12 protein-coding genes are annotated in these 15173 nt (G+C 70.3%); 3 read left to right on the forward strand and 9 right to left on the reverse strand.

From position 1 onward, the window contains the following. Positions 1-28: 28 nt before the first annotated feature. From L3Q65_RS15385 to L3Q65_RS15395, 3 genes are all read right to left on the reverse strand, one after another. Entirely contained in the window at positions 29-661 is a 633-nt protein-coding gene (locus tag L3Q65_RS15385) for a VanZ family protein (protein WP_182888981.1), read from the reverse strand. Positions 662-1265: 604 nt separating this feature from the next. After that, a complete protein-coding gene (locus L3Q65_RS15390; protein WP_182888980.1) occupies positions 1266-1550 on the reverse strand; it encodes a DUF4235 domain-containing protein in 285 nt (94 codons plus the stop codon). A 571-nt stretch (positions 1551-2121) separates the two neighbouring features. Continuing rightward, on the reverse strand, positions 2122-4269 hold the full coding sequence (locus L3Q65_RS15395) for a hypothetical protein (protein WP_237600054.1): 2148 nt from the start codon (positions 4267-4269) through the stop codon (positions 2122-2124). A gap of 543 nt (positions 4270-4812) precedes the next feature. On the opposite strand from L3Q65_RS15395, the gene L3Q65_RS15400 reads away from it, so the two are divergent. Further along, complete coding sequence (locus tag L3Q65_RS15400; RefSeq protein WP_182888978.1) at positions 4813-5316, forward strand: acyl-CoA thioesterase; 504 nt, start codon at positions 4813-4815, stop codon at positions 5314-5316. A gap of 723 nt (positions 5317-6039) precedes the next feature. On the opposite strand, the gene L3Q65_RS15405 is transcribed toward L3Q65_RS15400, so the two are convergent. The 5 genes from L3Q65_RS15405 to L3Q65_RS15425 form a co-directional block, all read right to left on the reverse strand. Further along, complete coding sequence (locus tag L3Q65_RS15405) at positions 6040-8895, reverse strand: hypothetical protein (RefSeq protein WP_237600055.1); 2856 nt, start codon at positions 8893-8895, stop codon at positions 6040-6042. Further along, positions 8892-9701 carry a serine peptidase gene (locus L3Q65_RS15410; protein ID WP_182888976.1) on the reverse strand — a complete coding sequence of 270 codons (810 nt, stop codon included), beginning with the start codon at positions 9699-9701 and terminating at the stop codon, positions 8892-8894. The genes L3Q65_RS15405 and L3Q65_RS15410 overlap by 4 nt, the downstream gene beginning before the upstream one ends. Continuing rightward, positions 9658-11715 (reverse strand): ATP-binding protein, encoded by a 2058-nt coding sequence (locus L3Q65_RS15415; RefSeq protein WP_182888975.1) that lies wholly within the window; start codon positions 11713-11715, stop codon positions 9658-9660. Before L3Q65_RS15415 ends, L3Q65_RS15410 begins: the two co-directional genes overlap by 44 nt. Positions 11716-11882: 167 nt before the next feature. Further along, entirely contained in the window at positions 11883-12137 is a 255-nt protein-coding gene (locus L3Q65_RS15420; protein ID WP_237600056.1) for a hypothetical protein, read from the reverse strand. A gap of 222 nt (positions 12138-12359) precedes the next feature. Then, positions 12360-13172: a helix-turn-helix transcriptional regulator gene (locus tag L3Q65_RS15425; protein WP_237600057.1), complete on the reverse strand. Its 813-nt coding sequence runs from the start codon at positions 13170-13172 to the stop codon at positions 12360-12362. A 100-nt stretch (positions 13173-13272) separates the two neighbouring features. Here L3Q65_RS15425 and L3Q65_RS15430 point away from each other — a divergent pair, with 100 nt between their 5' ends. Both L3Q65_RS15430 and L3Q65_RS15435 read left to right on the forward strand, forming a co-directional pair. After that, the gene (locus L3Q65_RS15430) at positions 13273-14148 is read left to right on the forward strand and encodes an alpha/beta hydrolase (protein WP_237600058.1); all 876 of its coding nucleotides are present in this window, start codon (positions 13273-13275) and stop codon (positions 14146-14148) included. Between the two features lie 55 nt (positions 14149-14203). Then, positions 14204-14557, forward strand: coding sequence for a hypothetical protein (locus L3Q65_RS15435; protein WP_237600059.1), 354 nt, complete (start codon positions 14204-14206; stop codon positions 14555-14557). Between the two features lie 166 nt (positions 14558-14723). Here the strand turns inward: L3Q65_RS15435 and L3Q65_RS15440 are convergent, their stop codons facing one another. Continuing rightward, positions 14724-15047: a hypothetical protein gene (locus L3Q65_RS15440; RefSeq protein ID WP_182888970.1), complete on the reverse strand. Its 324-nt coding sequence runs from the start codon at positions 15045-15047 to the stop codon at positions 14724-14726. Positions 15048-15173: the final 126 nt, after the last annotated feature.

Raw genomic sequence — 15173 nt, forward strand, 5'->3', positions numbered from 1 at the left:
AAGGCGCGAACAGGCCGTGCCCACGCTTCTAGAGCAGATCGGGGGCGCGCGATTCCGAGTTTCCCGAGCGAGCCGCAGTGCGAGACTCCGGCGGCCCGGCAGCCGGAGTTCCCGGGCCGGAAGCTACGGCCTCGCGAGGGCGAGGGATCACCGGGGAGAGAGCACGCCAAAGACCGCGAGTCAGACTGGCGCTGGCGGTGGCGCCGATCGTGTTCAACAGTACGTCGTCGGTGGCGCTGACCCGGCCGGCGTCCAACAGGTACTGCACGGCTTCGATCCCGATCGAAACGAGCGCCGCAGCCGCTGCTACCCGTGCGAGCGACTGCAGCCGGGGCACCCGAAACGGGACCAGCGCCGCGAGCGGTGCCAGCAGCACCAGGTTTCCCGCGATCTGCCAACCCGCGTCGTTTCCCAGACCGGCGACGTCCTGGCCCGGAATCAGGTGCAGGGCACTGCCTTCGCCGTCCCCGGCGGGTGCCGTGACCAGGACGACGACCAGCCCGCCGCAGAGCAGGATCGCCGTGTCGATGGCGGCGGTGAACGTCGCGATCGAGAGCGGCAAGCGCCGGCTCCTGCGCACCGCCAGCACAACCCACAGGATCTGCGACACCGGCAACGCAAAGACCGCCACCGGAATGATCCGTTCGACCACCGTGTCCATCCCGCGCCTCTCCCCTGAACACCTTTCGCAAGATCACCTTCGCATCGGTCAGGGAGAGTGTCGTGTCGTCGCGATCACCCGAGTTGGTGGACGGCCGTATCGCCGAATGCTCTGTCTTGCAGTGGGGTTCGACCAGCCGTTCACCCGACGGCCGGGGGATGCAATTACGCCATTCGTGTAGTGCCGGGGACTCGGGGCTGGACACGCTGGCGGCGGTGCGTGCGAGCGGCACGAGCCGGCGTAGCGGCAGCCGTTTCTGTCACATTGCTGATTGCGAGCATCGGGGGGATCTGGATTCCGAAAGTCAGCGCTTTTCCTTACGTGACTATCGGACTGGCGGCGACCGGCGTGGCACAAGGGCTCGTCCTGGGCTACTGCGACCGCCTCTGCCCCCTTCGGCCAGGATCCAGAGCGAAAGAGCCCGAAGTATTACCCGACCTGGGTGTGTCATCTGCCCGGGGGCGCAAACCTTGCCACCTCAGCTGCGACTCAGCAACCGGCCTGGGCGCGCGTCCCGGCCCCTGGTTCTGCCCGGCAACGCCCCGCCTGCCGGGGTCCCGCCCGCGCCGAAGGCTGCCCGACCCGCTGGATGCCGGTGCCGATCTCAGTCGCTGTCGTGTTTGGCGGTGTCGCCGGGCCACTGACCGGTGAGCTTGTCGTAACCGGTCGCGCCGCCTCGGTCGACAGCTGCCTTCACCAGGCCGAAGATCGCTCCTTGGACGGACGCAGCAAGGAGCACCTCGCCCCATCCCCGGTCTTTCTGGGTCGGGGCGGGCACCTCTTCCCTGCCGGAGATCAGCTTCCACACTCGTTCGAACACCGCGTTCGCGGCCAGACCGCCAAGCACGCCGAACAGCATGCCCAGCGGGCGGTACAGCAGCTTGTTCATCTTCACTTTCCTTCCGGACGACCTTCCACAGCGCACAATCGCGGCGTTCTCGCTCAGCCGGGCGGGTCGATGTCGGCAAGGTTCATGACCGTCTCCTCTCGCTCGATCAAGCACTACCCGCTATCTCGAAGGTGTATGCGCGGCCTCGCTGGCGGTACCTGAGAGCTTTGCCGCCCGGGGGCTGGTCAAGCAGGCCAGAGGCGCGCACGTGCTCGTCTACGACGACCCGCTGCTCGCGCGCGGCGAGGGCAGTACCGCCGGGAGCCGGATCCGCCTTGCCTCCCCCAGCGCTTCACTAGGCCGCGACTATGTTGTCGCGAGCGACGGCGTCGAACGCCGATACCCCGTCGAAGCACGCGGCGCGTACCGGGTCGCCGTCCGCAGCCAAAGCCCTGACGGACAGGGGGCGGCCGGTGCGGGACGGCCCGAAGCACGGCCCGCCCTCGATAGTCGCTTGTGGACAGTCCTGGAGGAGCTGGCCGGGTTTCCGCTCCGGGTCGGCGCACAGCGAAGCCATTTCGGTCTGCGAACGATGCGAACGATGTCGCGCCGCGTGCGTCGTCCTGTGCCGTCAGGAAGTGTTGGCCAGGATCGTGCGGCAGTCGGCGAGCAGCGATTCGTCGGCGGTGACGAATCCGTTGTAGACATCGAAATACTCGACGACTCCCTGCACAGTGTGCCGGCGAACTGAATCCAGCTCGGCGCGGGCCAGCGATGCGGCCGGACGGGCGGCGGGACCCAGTTCCGCCAGGCTGCGCGCCAAGGCAGGCATCAGCACCCGGTTCGTGCGCCACAACGTGACCAGCACCGCCGCTGCCGCGTCGGCGTCGCCGTCGATGCGCCACAGGGCGGTCGCCAGTTGGTAACGCACCCATCGGTAAGGGTCGGATTCGTCGTCGGCTTGGGCGAGCATCGTCCGCAACCGTGCGCGGTAGGACGTTGCTGCTTGGCCGAGGACGCCGAGGGCTTCCGCGGCGGCCGTGATCGCGTATTCGCCTCCGTCCAGGTGCCGGGCGATCGCGGGGAGCACGACATCGGCGTCGCCGGTGATGCGCCACAGCGCGACCGCCGCGCCGATGGAAGACTCCCGGTCTGGTTCGTCCAGCAGCGAACGGAGTGCCGGAACCGCGGCGGCGGCGCGAGGACCTATCTTGCCCAAAGCCGGCACGGTTTCCCGGATCTTGCCGTCCGAGAGGAGGGCCGCCATCTCCGGCACGGCTTCCGCGGCGGCGGCACCCATCTCCCCCAGCGCGCCTGCCAGTGCCTCGGCTTCCCCTGGGAAGTCCCGGATCCGGCGACGGATCAGCGGGACCAGATCGGCCGCGAGCTCGCCGAAACTGCCGATGGCGCTTCCGATCCCGGTGGGCAGCTGCTCTTGCTCAAGCACCCAGCGCTGGGCCGGCAACGCCCGCACGTCCCGCAATTCCGCCAGCACCGGCAGAATCGGGTTGAGATCGACGGAAACCCGCGCAGGCCCGGAGCCGCGCGGGCGCGAAGTCTTGATGAGCCAACCCGGTTGGCCGGACAGCGGGTTGCTCCGTTCGGCTTCCCGGGGCATCGCGTCGAGGGCCTGGCTCAGCGCGCCCGCCGCGGGAGCGGCCAGGACGCCGAATCCCGCCAACGCGGTCACTGCGTTCCCGGCCAGCAGCGGATGCTCGTCGAGCGCGTTTTCGCCGACCCGTGCGGCCAGCTCGTGGTAGTCGCCGCGCCAGCCGCGGACGAGGTCGTTCGCCGCGTTCTGGGCGTCCAGGCGGCATTGCCGCCCAGCCGCCCCCGTCAGGCCGGTCAGCAGCCGGGCCCGGTCGCCGACCTGATCGCCGAAAGCCCAGCTCAGCTCTCGGACCGGCGAGGGTCCGTACGGATCCAGGTCCTCCGGCAGGCCGCTCCGGTGCAGTGCCTTCCGCTTCCGCAACTCGCCGGCGAGCGTCGGCGGCGCGCCCGGCAGGGTCTCGAACGGGGCCGGCTCCGGCACGGGCTCGGGGGCGGCATGCTGGGCGGTCAGCAATTCCACCGCCAGCGCAAGCCTCTCGGCCGACAGCGTTTCCGTGCCGGACCGGGCCAGCGCGGCGAGCGCGGCCAGCCGCACCTTCGGGGGCCCGGGCTCGGCCAACGCGGCGCGCACGCCGGAGAGGTCGATCTCCGCCGAGCGCCGGGCGAACGTTCCGATCGTGGCGACCAGAGCAGCCGCGACGGCCGGCACCGCTTCCGCGGCGAGCCGCCGCTGCACCGCCGCCGCGACCTCGGCCACCTCGGACCTGCGGGCGAGCAGTGCGGCGCCAACGGCCTCCCGGACCTCCACGTCGGAATCGGCCAGCAACGGCAGCAGTGCCTCAGCAGCGCCGCCCACCGCCGACGCCGCCTGCCCGTACCGCATGCGGTCGCGATCCGCCGGCGGCGAAGGCCGTTCCGCACCGCCGATGCTGGCCAGCAGCCGCAGCACATCAGCGCGCCCGGGGAGACCGGGGCACGCGGCTGCGCGCACCAGGAACGGGACGGCCGCGACCGTGCATTCGTAGACATCGCCCTGGTGGTGCACCGCCCCGTACATGCCGTCGAGCGCGACCTCCCGCACGGCCGGGTCGGCAGACACCAGCCCGCGAAGCAGCCCGGGGACGTCCCCCGCCGGTCCGTACGCGTGTTCCATCGCGATCCAGTCGATCTCGTCCAGCCCGGCGAAAACCTCAGCAGGCGCCTCGTTGTCCAGCACGTCGGTGATCATGCCACCGACCCCCGACAAAACCGGCCGCTCTCGTCCTCGGTCCCCGTCCCGAGACCTGCCCCGAGCCGAAGCCATGCGACCGCCTCGTCCACATTTTCGCTCTGCCGACCGCAGGCGGCGGGATCGCGCTCACCGCGCATGGCGGAACCGGCGAAGGCAGCGGCCTGGTCGTGGACATCACCAACGCGTCACCGGAAAACGCGCAATGCGTTTCACTTTCACGTTTATGCCACCCTTCGCGTGAAGCCGGTGCAATCGCGCGGGGCACTCTTTCGGCCGTGCTAGGATCGATTCAGAGAGAGCATCCATCGAACGTCGAGGTGCCCGATCGACGCATTCACCTGAACCCGAGCGGAAATCGCTGCCCGATCGGGTTGTTTTGGCATGGCGACGGGCGATCCCCGGGCATGCGGGTGCGTCTCACCGGGACGAGCGGAATTCCGCGCACCATTTCCGCGGAGCCCTGAAGTTCCCCCGCTTTTCCGCCGCACTGACGTGCGGCTTTTTCGCGCAGGCCAACCAATGACCGGAAGGAATACCGTGATGAGCACCAGTTCGTCCGCGCCTTGTGCGCGACCGCTGATTCAGCGCACTTTGACCCACCTGGCCCAGCCCGCCGACCTCAACCACCAGGGAGACGTCGCGGGCGCGGTCATTTTCCGGCTGATCGACCACGCGGCCTGGCTCGTGACCCTCGAGTACAGCAACGGCCCGACGGCCACCCGCGCCGTGCAGCGCATGGAATTCCTGAACCCCGTGCGAGAGGGCGGTTTGCTGCACGCCCGCGCGCAGATCGAGCGGGTCAACAACACCTCGATCGAAGTCCGCACCACGGTGACCGCCACTTACTGGTCGGGCTGGGCCGACGATCCCGAGGACCTCGCGGCGCCGCCGACGCCGGTGGCTTCCGCGGACTTGGTCTTCGTGGCGATCGACGTCACCGGAACGCCGCGGCCGGTGAACCCGGTGCCGGGGACCAGACTGTCGTCCGAGCACCTGCACCTGCAGCAGGAAGCGGCTTCCGGCTATCGCCGCTCCAGCCCGTAAAACGAATGCGGAGTTCTTGAGCATTCAACGAGAAGACGAAAAGCAGAGCAGGAAGAATAACCGCCTGCAGAACTCCCGAGCCGAAGTGTCGCTGAACGCCGTCAGAATTACCTGACCGGCGAGCAGCTTCTCAGCGACCGTTATTGATCGCGGAACAATCTGGCTGGCGGCGCGTCTAGTGCGTGCCGCCAGCCAGCTTCACGCTGCCTCCGATCGGGTCCGGCGACACCCCTCCGGCAGGCCTCGTCAATGGAACGGGAAGAATCGCTGAACGGAATCCGAAGCGGGAAATGCGCCCGCGAGGGACCGTTTTCGCCGCTCAGCGGCACCCTGCTCGCCAGCCGCGCCGAGTGCGAAGGCGACGACACCCTGGGCGGAAGCGGACCGATTCGCCAAGCCATCGGCAGCGGAGCCGCTCCCCCGCATTCGCCGGTGCGGCCAGGCGGAGCCAGGGGTTTTGCCCGGCTTCTTTAGCCTGCGAGGCCTCCGGGAGGCAGGGCTGGCGGAGACCTCGCAGGCGATGCTGCTGTCGCCAGCGGCGCACCGCCAGCAGGCCGAGCCAGCCCGGCCACCCCGATTCCGCCGGGTCCAGGCTGCCGAACCGGCAGAGCGGGGCCCGGTCGAGGCAAATCGAGGCAAATCGTCTCGGCTTTCCGGCTTCGGACGCGGCGGGTCCGGTCTTGTCATCGTGCCCTTTCCCGCACAGGTGCGAGCTCGGTTTTCTCAGCCGTGGCCTTTCGACCCCTGACCCGGACGAGGACGGATCGCCGCGTGGCCGATCAGTCGCTCGGCCGCGGCGCTGCCCTCCGGCAGCAGGTCGTAATAGCTGACTCGCGGACTGCTTTCTTCGTCCAGCCGGATCCTTTCGACGTACCCCTGCTCGCACAGCTTTCGCAGCGTTCCCCGAAGCGCGTTCGTGCTCGGCGGCTTGCGCAGCCGCCGTCTCAGCTCATGGATGTCCTGAGTGCCGTAACGGGCCAGCGCCACGAGAACAGCCGACTCGGCGACCGACCGCTTCCGCTTTTTTCGGCGCACCGGTTCGGCTTCCGGCTTCCCCGCGCTCTCGTCGTGCAGGCCCGGATCGTCGACCGGAGTGAACAGGCCCAGCTCGCGGCCGAATCCGACGACGAGCGCGTTGTCCGCGGCGGAAGCCGCGAGAACCTCCGCCGGGACGAACAGCACGGCTTCCGCGCCGCCGGTCCGCGCGTCCCAGACACAGGCGCTGTTCTGGCTGCCTGCCGCGATCACCACCGGGCGGCCGGCGGTGGTTCCGAAGAGCAGCCGGGAAGCGACGCCGGCCGACGAGGGAATCGTCAGCACTGCCTCCGCGGCCGCGGCGTCCCACACTTTGATCACGCCGTCCGCCTGCTGCGTCGCCAAGAGCGAGGGACCGGGCGTCGTGGTCATCGCGACGTGCACGAGGTCGGAATCGAGCGGGCCTAAGGCATGCAGCGCCGAGCCTGTGGCCAGGTCGAAGACGACGGCCATCCGGTCGGCGGTGCCGGCCGCGAGCACGGCTCGCCGGCCGATCAGCCCGAACGCGACAGCAGTGACAGCCGGGAGATCCGGCCCGTCGCCGACGGCGTTCGGCAGGACCCGCCCGCTCCGGAGGCTCAGCATCGTGATCCGCCCGTCGTGCAACGCGGCGACCGTCGCGCTCCGCCCGGAGCCGCCGACTTCCAGCGCCGAAGCGGGCATGCGGCGCTTCCACAGCGCTTTGCCGGTGGAGACCAGGCGTGCGGCAACCGTTCCGTCGGAAGTGGCGGTCACCGCGACCGCGCCGTCCCGCGTTCCGCCCAGCCCGACCGCGACCACGGTCCCGGTGCCGACCGTGTAGTGCCCGATCTGCTTGCCGTCCGCGGCCGTGAACAAACGCAGCACCGAGTCGCCGCAAGCGGTGGCGATGACGGTCTGGCCGCCGACACGCCGCACCGCGACCGCGTCGACCCGTTGCGGATGCCTGGCCCCTTCGGCCTGCGTCCGCCAGTGCTCCAGATCCCAGAGGCTCGCCGTGCCGTCCTCGCTCCCGCTCACCGCGATCGGCTCGCCCCAGAGTTCGGTGACCTTGATGTCGGCCACGCCGCCCGTGTGCGCGAAGAACGTCCGCAGCGGCCGGCAGTTCGAGGCGCTCCAGCTCTGCACCGTTTCGTCAGCGGATCCCGACAGGACGACGTGCCCGGCGAGCTCTCCGAGGATCTCGGCTTTTCGCCGCCACCAGTCCGTCTGCGGACGCCGCCGCACCAGGTCCGGTTCGTTCGGCCGCGCCGACTGCGGGGAGCGGTGCGCCCGGACGACATGCCAGGCGACGGCGGTGATCCGCTCCCGGTGCCGGCCGGTCATCCGGCCCAGGAGCTTGCCGTCCGCGAGGTTCCACAGCCGCAGCACCCCGTCCTCGCCGCCGGTGACCGCGACGGTCTCCAGCCCGGTTTCGATCACGCTGAGAACCTCGAGGCAACCCGGGCGTCCGGTCAACGTCGCCGTCAGGGCTCCGTCGGAGAGACGCCACACGTGTCCGGTGCCGTCCTCGTGGGTCGTGACGACGACCGGCTCCTCGCGAACGAACGCACACTCCGCGGCGGACACCGGACTGGCGGCAGTCCCGAATCCGGCGATCGCCCGCCGGGCGATGAGATCGACGACCACCACGGACCCGGCCGCGGTCACCGCCACGGCCACCGGGGCGTCGTCCGCGCCGCCGGAGATCAGCCGGGTCACCGGCCCGCCGGCTCGCACCGCCTCGAGCGGCGTTCCGCCGACGAGATCCCACAGGCGGACCGCACCGTCCGCGTCGCCGGAAATCGCGAGGTGCTTCTCGTCGACGGCGTCGACCAGCAGGCAGCCGACCGCCGCGGTGCCCGCGTGCCGGTATCGCTTCTTGCCGGTGCGAAGTTCCCAGCAGCACACCGTCCCGCCGGTGTCCGCGGTGATCGCCAGCGGCGAGGACGCCGGGCCGCCCACCGCGACGGAAGTCAGCGGCCTCCGATGGCCCCGAAGACGCCGGTGCAGCACCCCCACGAAAAGGTTCCACACGCACGCGGCCCCGTCGTCGCCCGCGGTGACCGCGATCGGCGTCTCTTCGACGAAGCCCGTGGCGATCGCGCGGATCGGCCCGTCGTGCCCGACGAGCGAGGCTTTCAGCGCGAGGCTGATGTTTCCGGCGGTGGCCCAGCGGCACTGCCAGCCGACCGGCGGCAACAGCGGCGGGTTGTACAGCCGCGAGCCGATCCGGCCGGACCGGTGCCGGATCGCGTCCACGGCCAGGATCTGCCGCCGTTGTTCGGGTTCGGAGTGCAGATGGCGCGCCAGCGAGGACCGGTAGATCGGCATGGTCTCGGTGGGGATCCGCGTCTCCAGGATGGCGCCGAAGGTCTGCACGCTGCCGGGAGCGCCGTGGACCAGATACTCGGCGTCCTGGAGGAGTTCGGCCAATTCTCCCGCTTCGAGCGCGTGTTCGGGTGCGTGGCGCAGCAGATAGGGGGAAGCCAGATCCCATCTTCGCGACCCTCCCTCGGTGATCGAGGCGAGCAGCCGCTCGTAGACCAGCGCGGCGGCCGGCCCGCGCGCTTCGGCTTCGGTCATCCCAGCAGCCTGGCCAGGCGGCGGGACTTCAGGTAGTTGCCCGCCTTGTGGAAGTCCCAGGCATGGATGACGTCGTGGTCGTCGCTGTCGACCCCGGCGAAACAGCGCGAGACCCCGCCGATCGGAACCGCGACGAGATCCCCGGGATCGGCCAGGTTGGCCCACCTGCCGACCCGGTGCGGACGTGTCCCCCGCCCTTCTCGCGGCGCGGGCGTGAGCCGCTCGAAAACAGCCTTCGGGAAGGCCAGCGGCGAGCCGAGGGTGATCCACAACGGCACGCTCGGCCCCGCGCTCTCGTGCAGAATCTCGTAGGTCGCCACCGTTCCCAGGGAATGGGCGAGCACGACCTCGGGCTGATGCCGCTGAAGCGCCGCGCGCAGCCGTTCCTGGACGGCGTCCCTGGCCCCGCCGGGCGAAAGATAAGCGACCGCCTCCTTCGCGAAACGAACCAGCAGCCATTCCACGAACCGCTCGCTGCACGCCCGGCTCGACGCGAGCGTCGAAATCATCGCCCGAAGCCACGCGGTCAACCGGCCCTGCGGCACCCCCGGCAGTTCGAGGGGCTGCCCCTCGAGGAGACACCGCAGGAACTCCTCCTCGACGGCGGTCAGATCGCCGAGGTCGCTGTCGTCTCCCTGGCGGCCGCGCACCCGCAGGAGGTCGGAGTAGTACGCCACGGTGACGTCGTGCCTGCCCCCGGCCGCGGCGAGACCAGCCGTCCAGATCCGGGACAGCGAAGCCGAAGCGCTCTCCGGAGTCTCATCAGGACGGTAGTTCCCGATCCCGTGGACTCCCAGGATCTTCATGTCCGGATTCCTTTCCCCATGGCGTTGCCTTGAGATAGTCGGCCAGCCCCTGGTGGAAGAGCCGGTACAGCACCGATCCGTCCGCTTCGACGCTCGTGCGCAGGTAGAAGCGGCCGGCGGCCAGCAACTCCCGGACGTTGTCCTCGGTGACCGAACGATGGAACGCGGGTGCGATCGCGGCGACCGCCTCGGTCGGAAAGCCCTGCCCCTTCGCCCAGGCGACAGCTGCCAGGGCCGCCCGCAGAGCGTCTTTCTCCGGATGCAGCGAAAGGTCCAGTTCGAGCACGTCGGGCAACGTCCGGGGGGCGCTCGCGCCGAGCACGGCGGCGCTGACGGCGTCTGTCGCCGGCTGGAGCGCCACCAGCGACCGGCTGAATATCCGGGCTACCAGAAAGGGTCCCCACTCGCGACGCCGCCGCGGATCCTCCGCGAGAGTGCGCGCCACGGTGCGGGCCAGGACGGCGCGCACGTGGCGGCGCGCAGGTTCCCGGTAAGCGGTGTGATCGGCCAGGACGCGGAGAAGATGCTGTTCGAGGTCCGCGCGCAATTCCGCTTCCGGCACGTCGTCGAGATCGACCACGGCGCCGGCCGCGCCCGCCTGCTTCAGCAATGGTTCGAAGTCCGGCCTCCGGCGGGTCCCGACCAGCAAGCGGCACGCCGGGGCGCCGTCCGCCCGGACGGCCCGAACCAGCGGAAGCAGGAGTTCCCGGAGGAGGTGCACCGGATCGTCGGCTTCGTCAAGCGCGTCGAACACCAGAGCAGGCACCGTTTCAAGGTCCAGGACAGCGGCGACGAGCGCCCGCGCGGACAGCGCGCCCTCGCCCGGGTCGAGACGCCACTGCGCCGCCAGCGAGACGAGAACGGCGTCGAGATCGCGCCCGCGGGCGTGAATGGCCGCCAACCCGTCGTTCGCGGACGGGGTGCCCTCAGGACACTGCGCGGCGAGGCAAGCCCGGACGTCCGGCACCGCGGCGACGATCTCGGGGTGGCCCGCGCACGCCAGCGCGCCGAGCAAAGCCGATTTGCCCGCCCCCGGCGCACCGGTCACCACCTTCAAGCCGCCGACGGTCACATCGTCCAGCCACGGGGCGAGATCGCCCAGCTGCTGCCGCCTCCCGACGAAGTGGTCGCCGACGCGGTCGATGAAATGGTCCGCACCGAGATCGGCGACGAACGGCCGGACCGGCGGCGTGATCGCCTGCACCCGCGCCCGGCGCTCGTCGGACACCCAGTTCGGGTTGCGGAAGAACGGCAGTTCCGGAGGCGGCTGGGACGGGTCGATCTTCGTGGCGTGGATCCGCTGCGTGCTGCCCGCCGCGGTCAAGCGCTGCTGGATCACGAACACCAGGCGGTCCCAGCGGACGAATTCGATCGACGGGTCGGTGTCGAGGCCGTTCGCCGCGATCTGTTCGAGCACCTCTCCCACGATCTCGCTGAATGTGCCGTCGTAGGCGGGTTCCGCGGGGCTGGTCGCCGCGACCACCCAGGCGTTCAGCTCGTCGTCGGGAACCTGGGCCAGCTGCGCGATCCGGGCCGCGCGGCCGGCCCGGCAGAGATCGACGACGAACAGCATCGGCTCGGCTCGCCGGTGCGCGGTGCGAACCCACTGGACCACGTCGGTCCCGTTGCCCGTCTGCCCGCAGGAGGGCACGAAACACAACTGCTCGCTGTCTTCCGCCGATCGTGACCGCACCGCGTCCGCGAGCGACGTCGCACCGTGCGAAATGACGTGGACGATGCGAAATCCCTTCGTCACCGCGTCGTCCCATTTCTCCAGAACAGTCCGCCGGACGGGGTTCTCGACTATTTCCACGTCGTACGCGAGCTTTCGATAAGCCTGGTGCAGCCGCGGCAGCAATGCGGTGACGAAGGGCAAGTCCTCCCACGCCTGCTGCCCGGGCTCCGGCTCTGCATCCGGCGGGAGCGGCGACGCGAACCGTTGTGCCGCAAGCACCATGACCGCCCCGGCGCCCGCCTGTTCGGCAACCGGATGAGTTCGCTCGGCGGCAGGCATGTGCTTCTTTCGGCGGCGGCTTGGTCTCTGCCGAAAGGTCGCGGCAGGACCGCTTGCCGTTACACCGCGTTTCCGGTGGATCCCACCGGCCGTTCACCTGCTCCGCGCGGGCCGGGAGCGCTCGGCTCCCGGCCCGCGCCGTTGTTCGCAGATCGTCAAATACAGCGTCAAATACAAGGATGCGCCTGGATTCCGCCGTCTTCAAGACTCACCGAGTAGCCGCAGCCGCCCGGGCTCGTGGCGGAGAAGCGGTACCGGCGATGCCACGGCGGCGGCGTCAAGGGCTTGCGGAGCAGGATGTACTGGAACGGCTGGACGATGCCCGCGGCGGTCAAAATGTTGTACGCGTTCGAGGGCGTCATCGTGATCGGCAGGTCCACCGCGAGAACACCGACCGGCGGTGCCGCCGGCGAGGTGTGCACCGCCTTGATCTTGCCGTTCAGGCTGGCCTCGACGGCGATGGTCTGGTTTCCCGATTCAGAGCGCGCACCCCCGCAGGCCGGGAATGGCGGAGAAAGCCAGTTCGGGAGAAGACGACAAGTCCTCCTCGTCCAGTGCGCACGCGCCCGGTTCACCCGCTGCGCTGGTTCTTCCGCGAAACGTCCCGCCCGTTCGGCGCAGCCGTGCCGCGAGTCAGGATTCCGTCACCACAGTTGCCGAAGGCGACAGGCGCTCGGCGAACCCGGTTCCGCGGTATAGGCCACCAGCAGCTGCTCCGGATGAGTGTCCACGGTGAACTGCTGAACGTTGAGTTCGAGCTTCCCGGCCACCGGATGCCGATAGACCTTCGACAGCGCTCGCGGCCCGCGCACCCGGTGATCCGCCCACCACCGCCGGAAATCCGGGTCCAGCACGCTCAGCTCGCCGACCAGCGCGCTCAACGCCGGATCGTCCGGCGTCCGGCCGGCTTCCATCCGCAGCACCGAAACGCACTCGCGCGCGGCCCGCGGCCAGTCCGCGTACAGCGACCGGAACGATTCGTCCGCAAAGGTCAGCCGGATCAGATTCCTTTCTGCCGCCGGCAATTTCCCGAAATCGGTGAGCAACGCGGCGCTCCCGCGGTTCCAGGCCAGCACGTCCATCCGGCGGTGCAGCACCATCGCCGGAACGTCGCGCATCGTGTCCAGCAACTGCCGCAGCCGGGGCGCGACCTCGGGCCGGACAGCAGGCCGCGGCGAGACCGGCGCGACGTCGGCGACCGTGAAGAGGTACGCGCGTTCGTCCGGCGCCAGTTGCAGGGCATCGGCGAGCGCGTCGAGCACCGACCGGGAAACGCGGTTCGTGCGGCCCTGTTCGAGCCGCACGACGTAGTCGATGCTGAGGTGGGCGAGCTGAGCCAGTTCCTCGCGGCGCAACCCGGGGACGCGCCGCCGCCGTCCGTCGTCCGGGTACCCGGCCTGCCGCGGGTCGAGCGCCGCCCGGCGGGCGCGCAGGAAGTCGCCCAGTTCGCTTGCCATGCCACCAGTGTGCCGGGCGGCCGGACCGCGTGCCTGGTACTGGGCCGCATAGGCAGCACTGTCCCTGGTCGCGGCTCTGGACCGCGCCGAAGCTGGAGGCATGCGAAACGACGTCTCCTTCCCCAGCAACAACCTCCGCATCGCCGCCCACCTCTGTCTCCCGGACGCCCCCGGCCCGCATCCCGCGCTGGTCGTCGGGCACCCGGGCACCGGCGTCAAGGAGCAGACCGCGGGCTCGTACGCCGAGCTGATGGCCGCCCACGGCTACGCCGCCCTCGCCTTCGACGCCGCTTACCAGGGCGAAAGCGAAGGCCTGCCGCGCGGACTCGAAGACCCCGCTCAACGAGTCGAAGACTTCAAAGCCGCCGTCAGCTACCTGACCGGACGCGAGGACATCGACCCCGCCCGGATCGGTTTGCTCGGCATCTGCGCGTCCGGCGGCTACTCGCTGACCGCCGCGTCCACCGACCGCCGAGTGCGCGCCGTCGCCACGGTCAGCGCCGCCGACGTGTCCCGCCAGCTGCGCCTTGGCGCCGACGGAACCCAGGACCCGGCGGTGTTCGACGCGATGCTGACCGCTTCCCGCACCGCTCCCGGCGGCCTGCCGGTCTTCCCGGCGAACGAACTGGAAGCCCGTGCCGCGGGCCAGCACGCCTACGAGGGCTGGGAGTACTACCGCACCCCGCGCGGCGCGCACCCCCGCTCCGCCAAGACGCTGACTTGGGACAGCATCGACCGGCTCGCGTTCTTCGACGCGTTCGCGCCGCTCTCGCTGCTCGGCCCGCGGCCGCTGCTGACGATCGTGGGCGACCGCGCCGAGACCGCGTGGATGAGCATCGAGGCGTTCCAGCGGGCGACCGGCCCGAAGGAGATGTTCCGGGTCCCCGGAGCGTCCCATGTAGACCTTTACGACCGGCCGGCGGCGGTCGGCGCGGCGGCGGAGAAGCTGGCCGAGTTCTTCGGCAAGCACCTGTGAGCGCGCTCCGCGAAACCAGGTGCGCTCCGCCCGCCACCGCTGCCAGACTCCCTCCGTGGACAACGTCATCGACCTGGACGCAGCCGTGCGGGAGATCGACCGGCGGCGCGGTGTCTGGCAGGGTCTCGGCATCGCCGCGGGCGAGACGACCTGGCGGGATCAGGGCGAGGAATGGCCGCACCCGTTCAAGACCGGCCGCGCGGCGGTCGTCGACGCTGACTCGATCGGCGTCGAGCTCGCCAAAGGCCCGCAGCGGGGAAGCATCGTGCTCTTCACCGGCGGTTGGGCGGACTTCGCCTATGGGGACGGCGACGACCTCCTCGTCCAGGAGGCGCCCGGGTGGGGCGACCCGCTTGACGTCGGGAAGTTCGCCGGCGAGCTCGATCGGCTCACGAAGCTCTTCGCATAGGCGGGACGGCCCGGAGCGCAGCTCGTGCGAGGAGAAGCCGTTTCCCTTGCCAGGCAAGCGAGTCAGCGGCGACCTCCGACCGGGCCGGCGATGTCAGCGGCGCGAGCGGCGAGGCTCAGCCGCCGTCGATGCGCAGCATCCGCCTGAGCCGCCTCGCTTCCGGACGTCAGGCGCAGGCCCTGCGGATGACCTCGTTGATCCGCGCGCCCTCGGCCCTGCTCACCGGGTGTCGCGGAGTGCTGAAACTCTGCACCGCCTCGCCGTCGGGGTCGGGGAGGCGTGCGTTGAGCGCGGTGCACTGCCGGACCACTCGCTGCGGGAAGTACGGCAGTTCCTGCAGAGCCCGCATCCCGTGCCGGACCAGGTCGCTTTGCACCCCGGCCATGCCCAGCGCGGCATGGGCTTTCGCCGCCATGTCGTCCGGGTCGCCGGCCATGCCTCGCATCCAGCTCGGCAGGTATTTCCGGTCCGCTTTGACGGGAGGCGGCATCGGGCCGGACTCCTCCGGTGCGGGCGCGGAGGAGGACGCCGACGGCGGCGGGGCGCCCACCGGGCTGCTGGAGCTCGGCCGCGGTGCGGGTGGCGTCGAACCGCAAGCTGTCAGCACGCACAACCC

Origin of the sequence: Amycolatopsis sp. FU40 (genome assembly GCF_021903635.1) — a bacterium.
GTDB lineage: Bacteria > Actinomycetota > Actinomycetes > Mycobacteriales > Pseudonocardiaceae > Amycolatopsis > Amycolatopsis dendrobii.

Coding starts and splice junctions, on each gene's coding strand:
- L3Q65_RS15440 (WP_182888970.1), bottom strand. CDS start 15,047: ATGCCGCCTCCCGTCAAAGCGGACCGGAAATACCTGCCGAGCTGGATG.
- L3Q65_RS15395 (WP_237600054.1), bottom strand. CDS start 4,269: ATGATCACCGACGTGCTGGACAACGAGGCGCCTGCTGAGGTTTTCGCC.
- L3Q65_RS15430 (WP_237600058.1), top strand. CDS start 13,273: ATGCGAAACGACGTCTCCTTCCCCAGCAACAACCTCCGCATCGCCGCC.
- L3Q65_RS15405 (WP_237600055.1), bottom strand. CDS start 8,895: ATGACCGAAGCCGAAGCGCGCGGGCCGGCCGCCGCGCTGGTCTACGAG.
- L3Q65_RS15410 (WP_182888976.1), bottom strand. CDS start 9,701: ATGAAGATCCTGGGAGTCCACGGGATCGGGAACTACCGTCCTGATGAG.
- L3Q65_RS15400 (WP_182888978.1), top strand. CDS start 4,813: ATGAGCACCAGTTCGTCCGCGCCTTGTGCGCGACCGCTGATTCAGCGC.
- L3Q65_RS15385 (WP_182888981.1), bottom strand. CDS start 661: ATGGACACGGTGGTCGAACGGATCATTCCGGTGGCGGTCTTTGCGTTG.
- L3Q65_RS15415 (WP_182888975.1), bottom strand. CDS start 11,715: ATGCCTGCCGCCGAGCGAACTCATCCGGTTGCCGAACAGGCGGGCGCC.
- L3Q65_RS15390 (WP_182888980.1), bottom strand. CDS start 1,550: ATGAACAAGCTGCTGTACCGCCCGCTGGGCATGCTGTTCGGCGTGCTT.
- L3Q65_RS15425 (WP_237600057.1), bottom strand. CDS start 13,172: ATGGCAAGCGAACTGGGCGACTTCCTGCGCGCCCGCCGGGCGGCGCTC.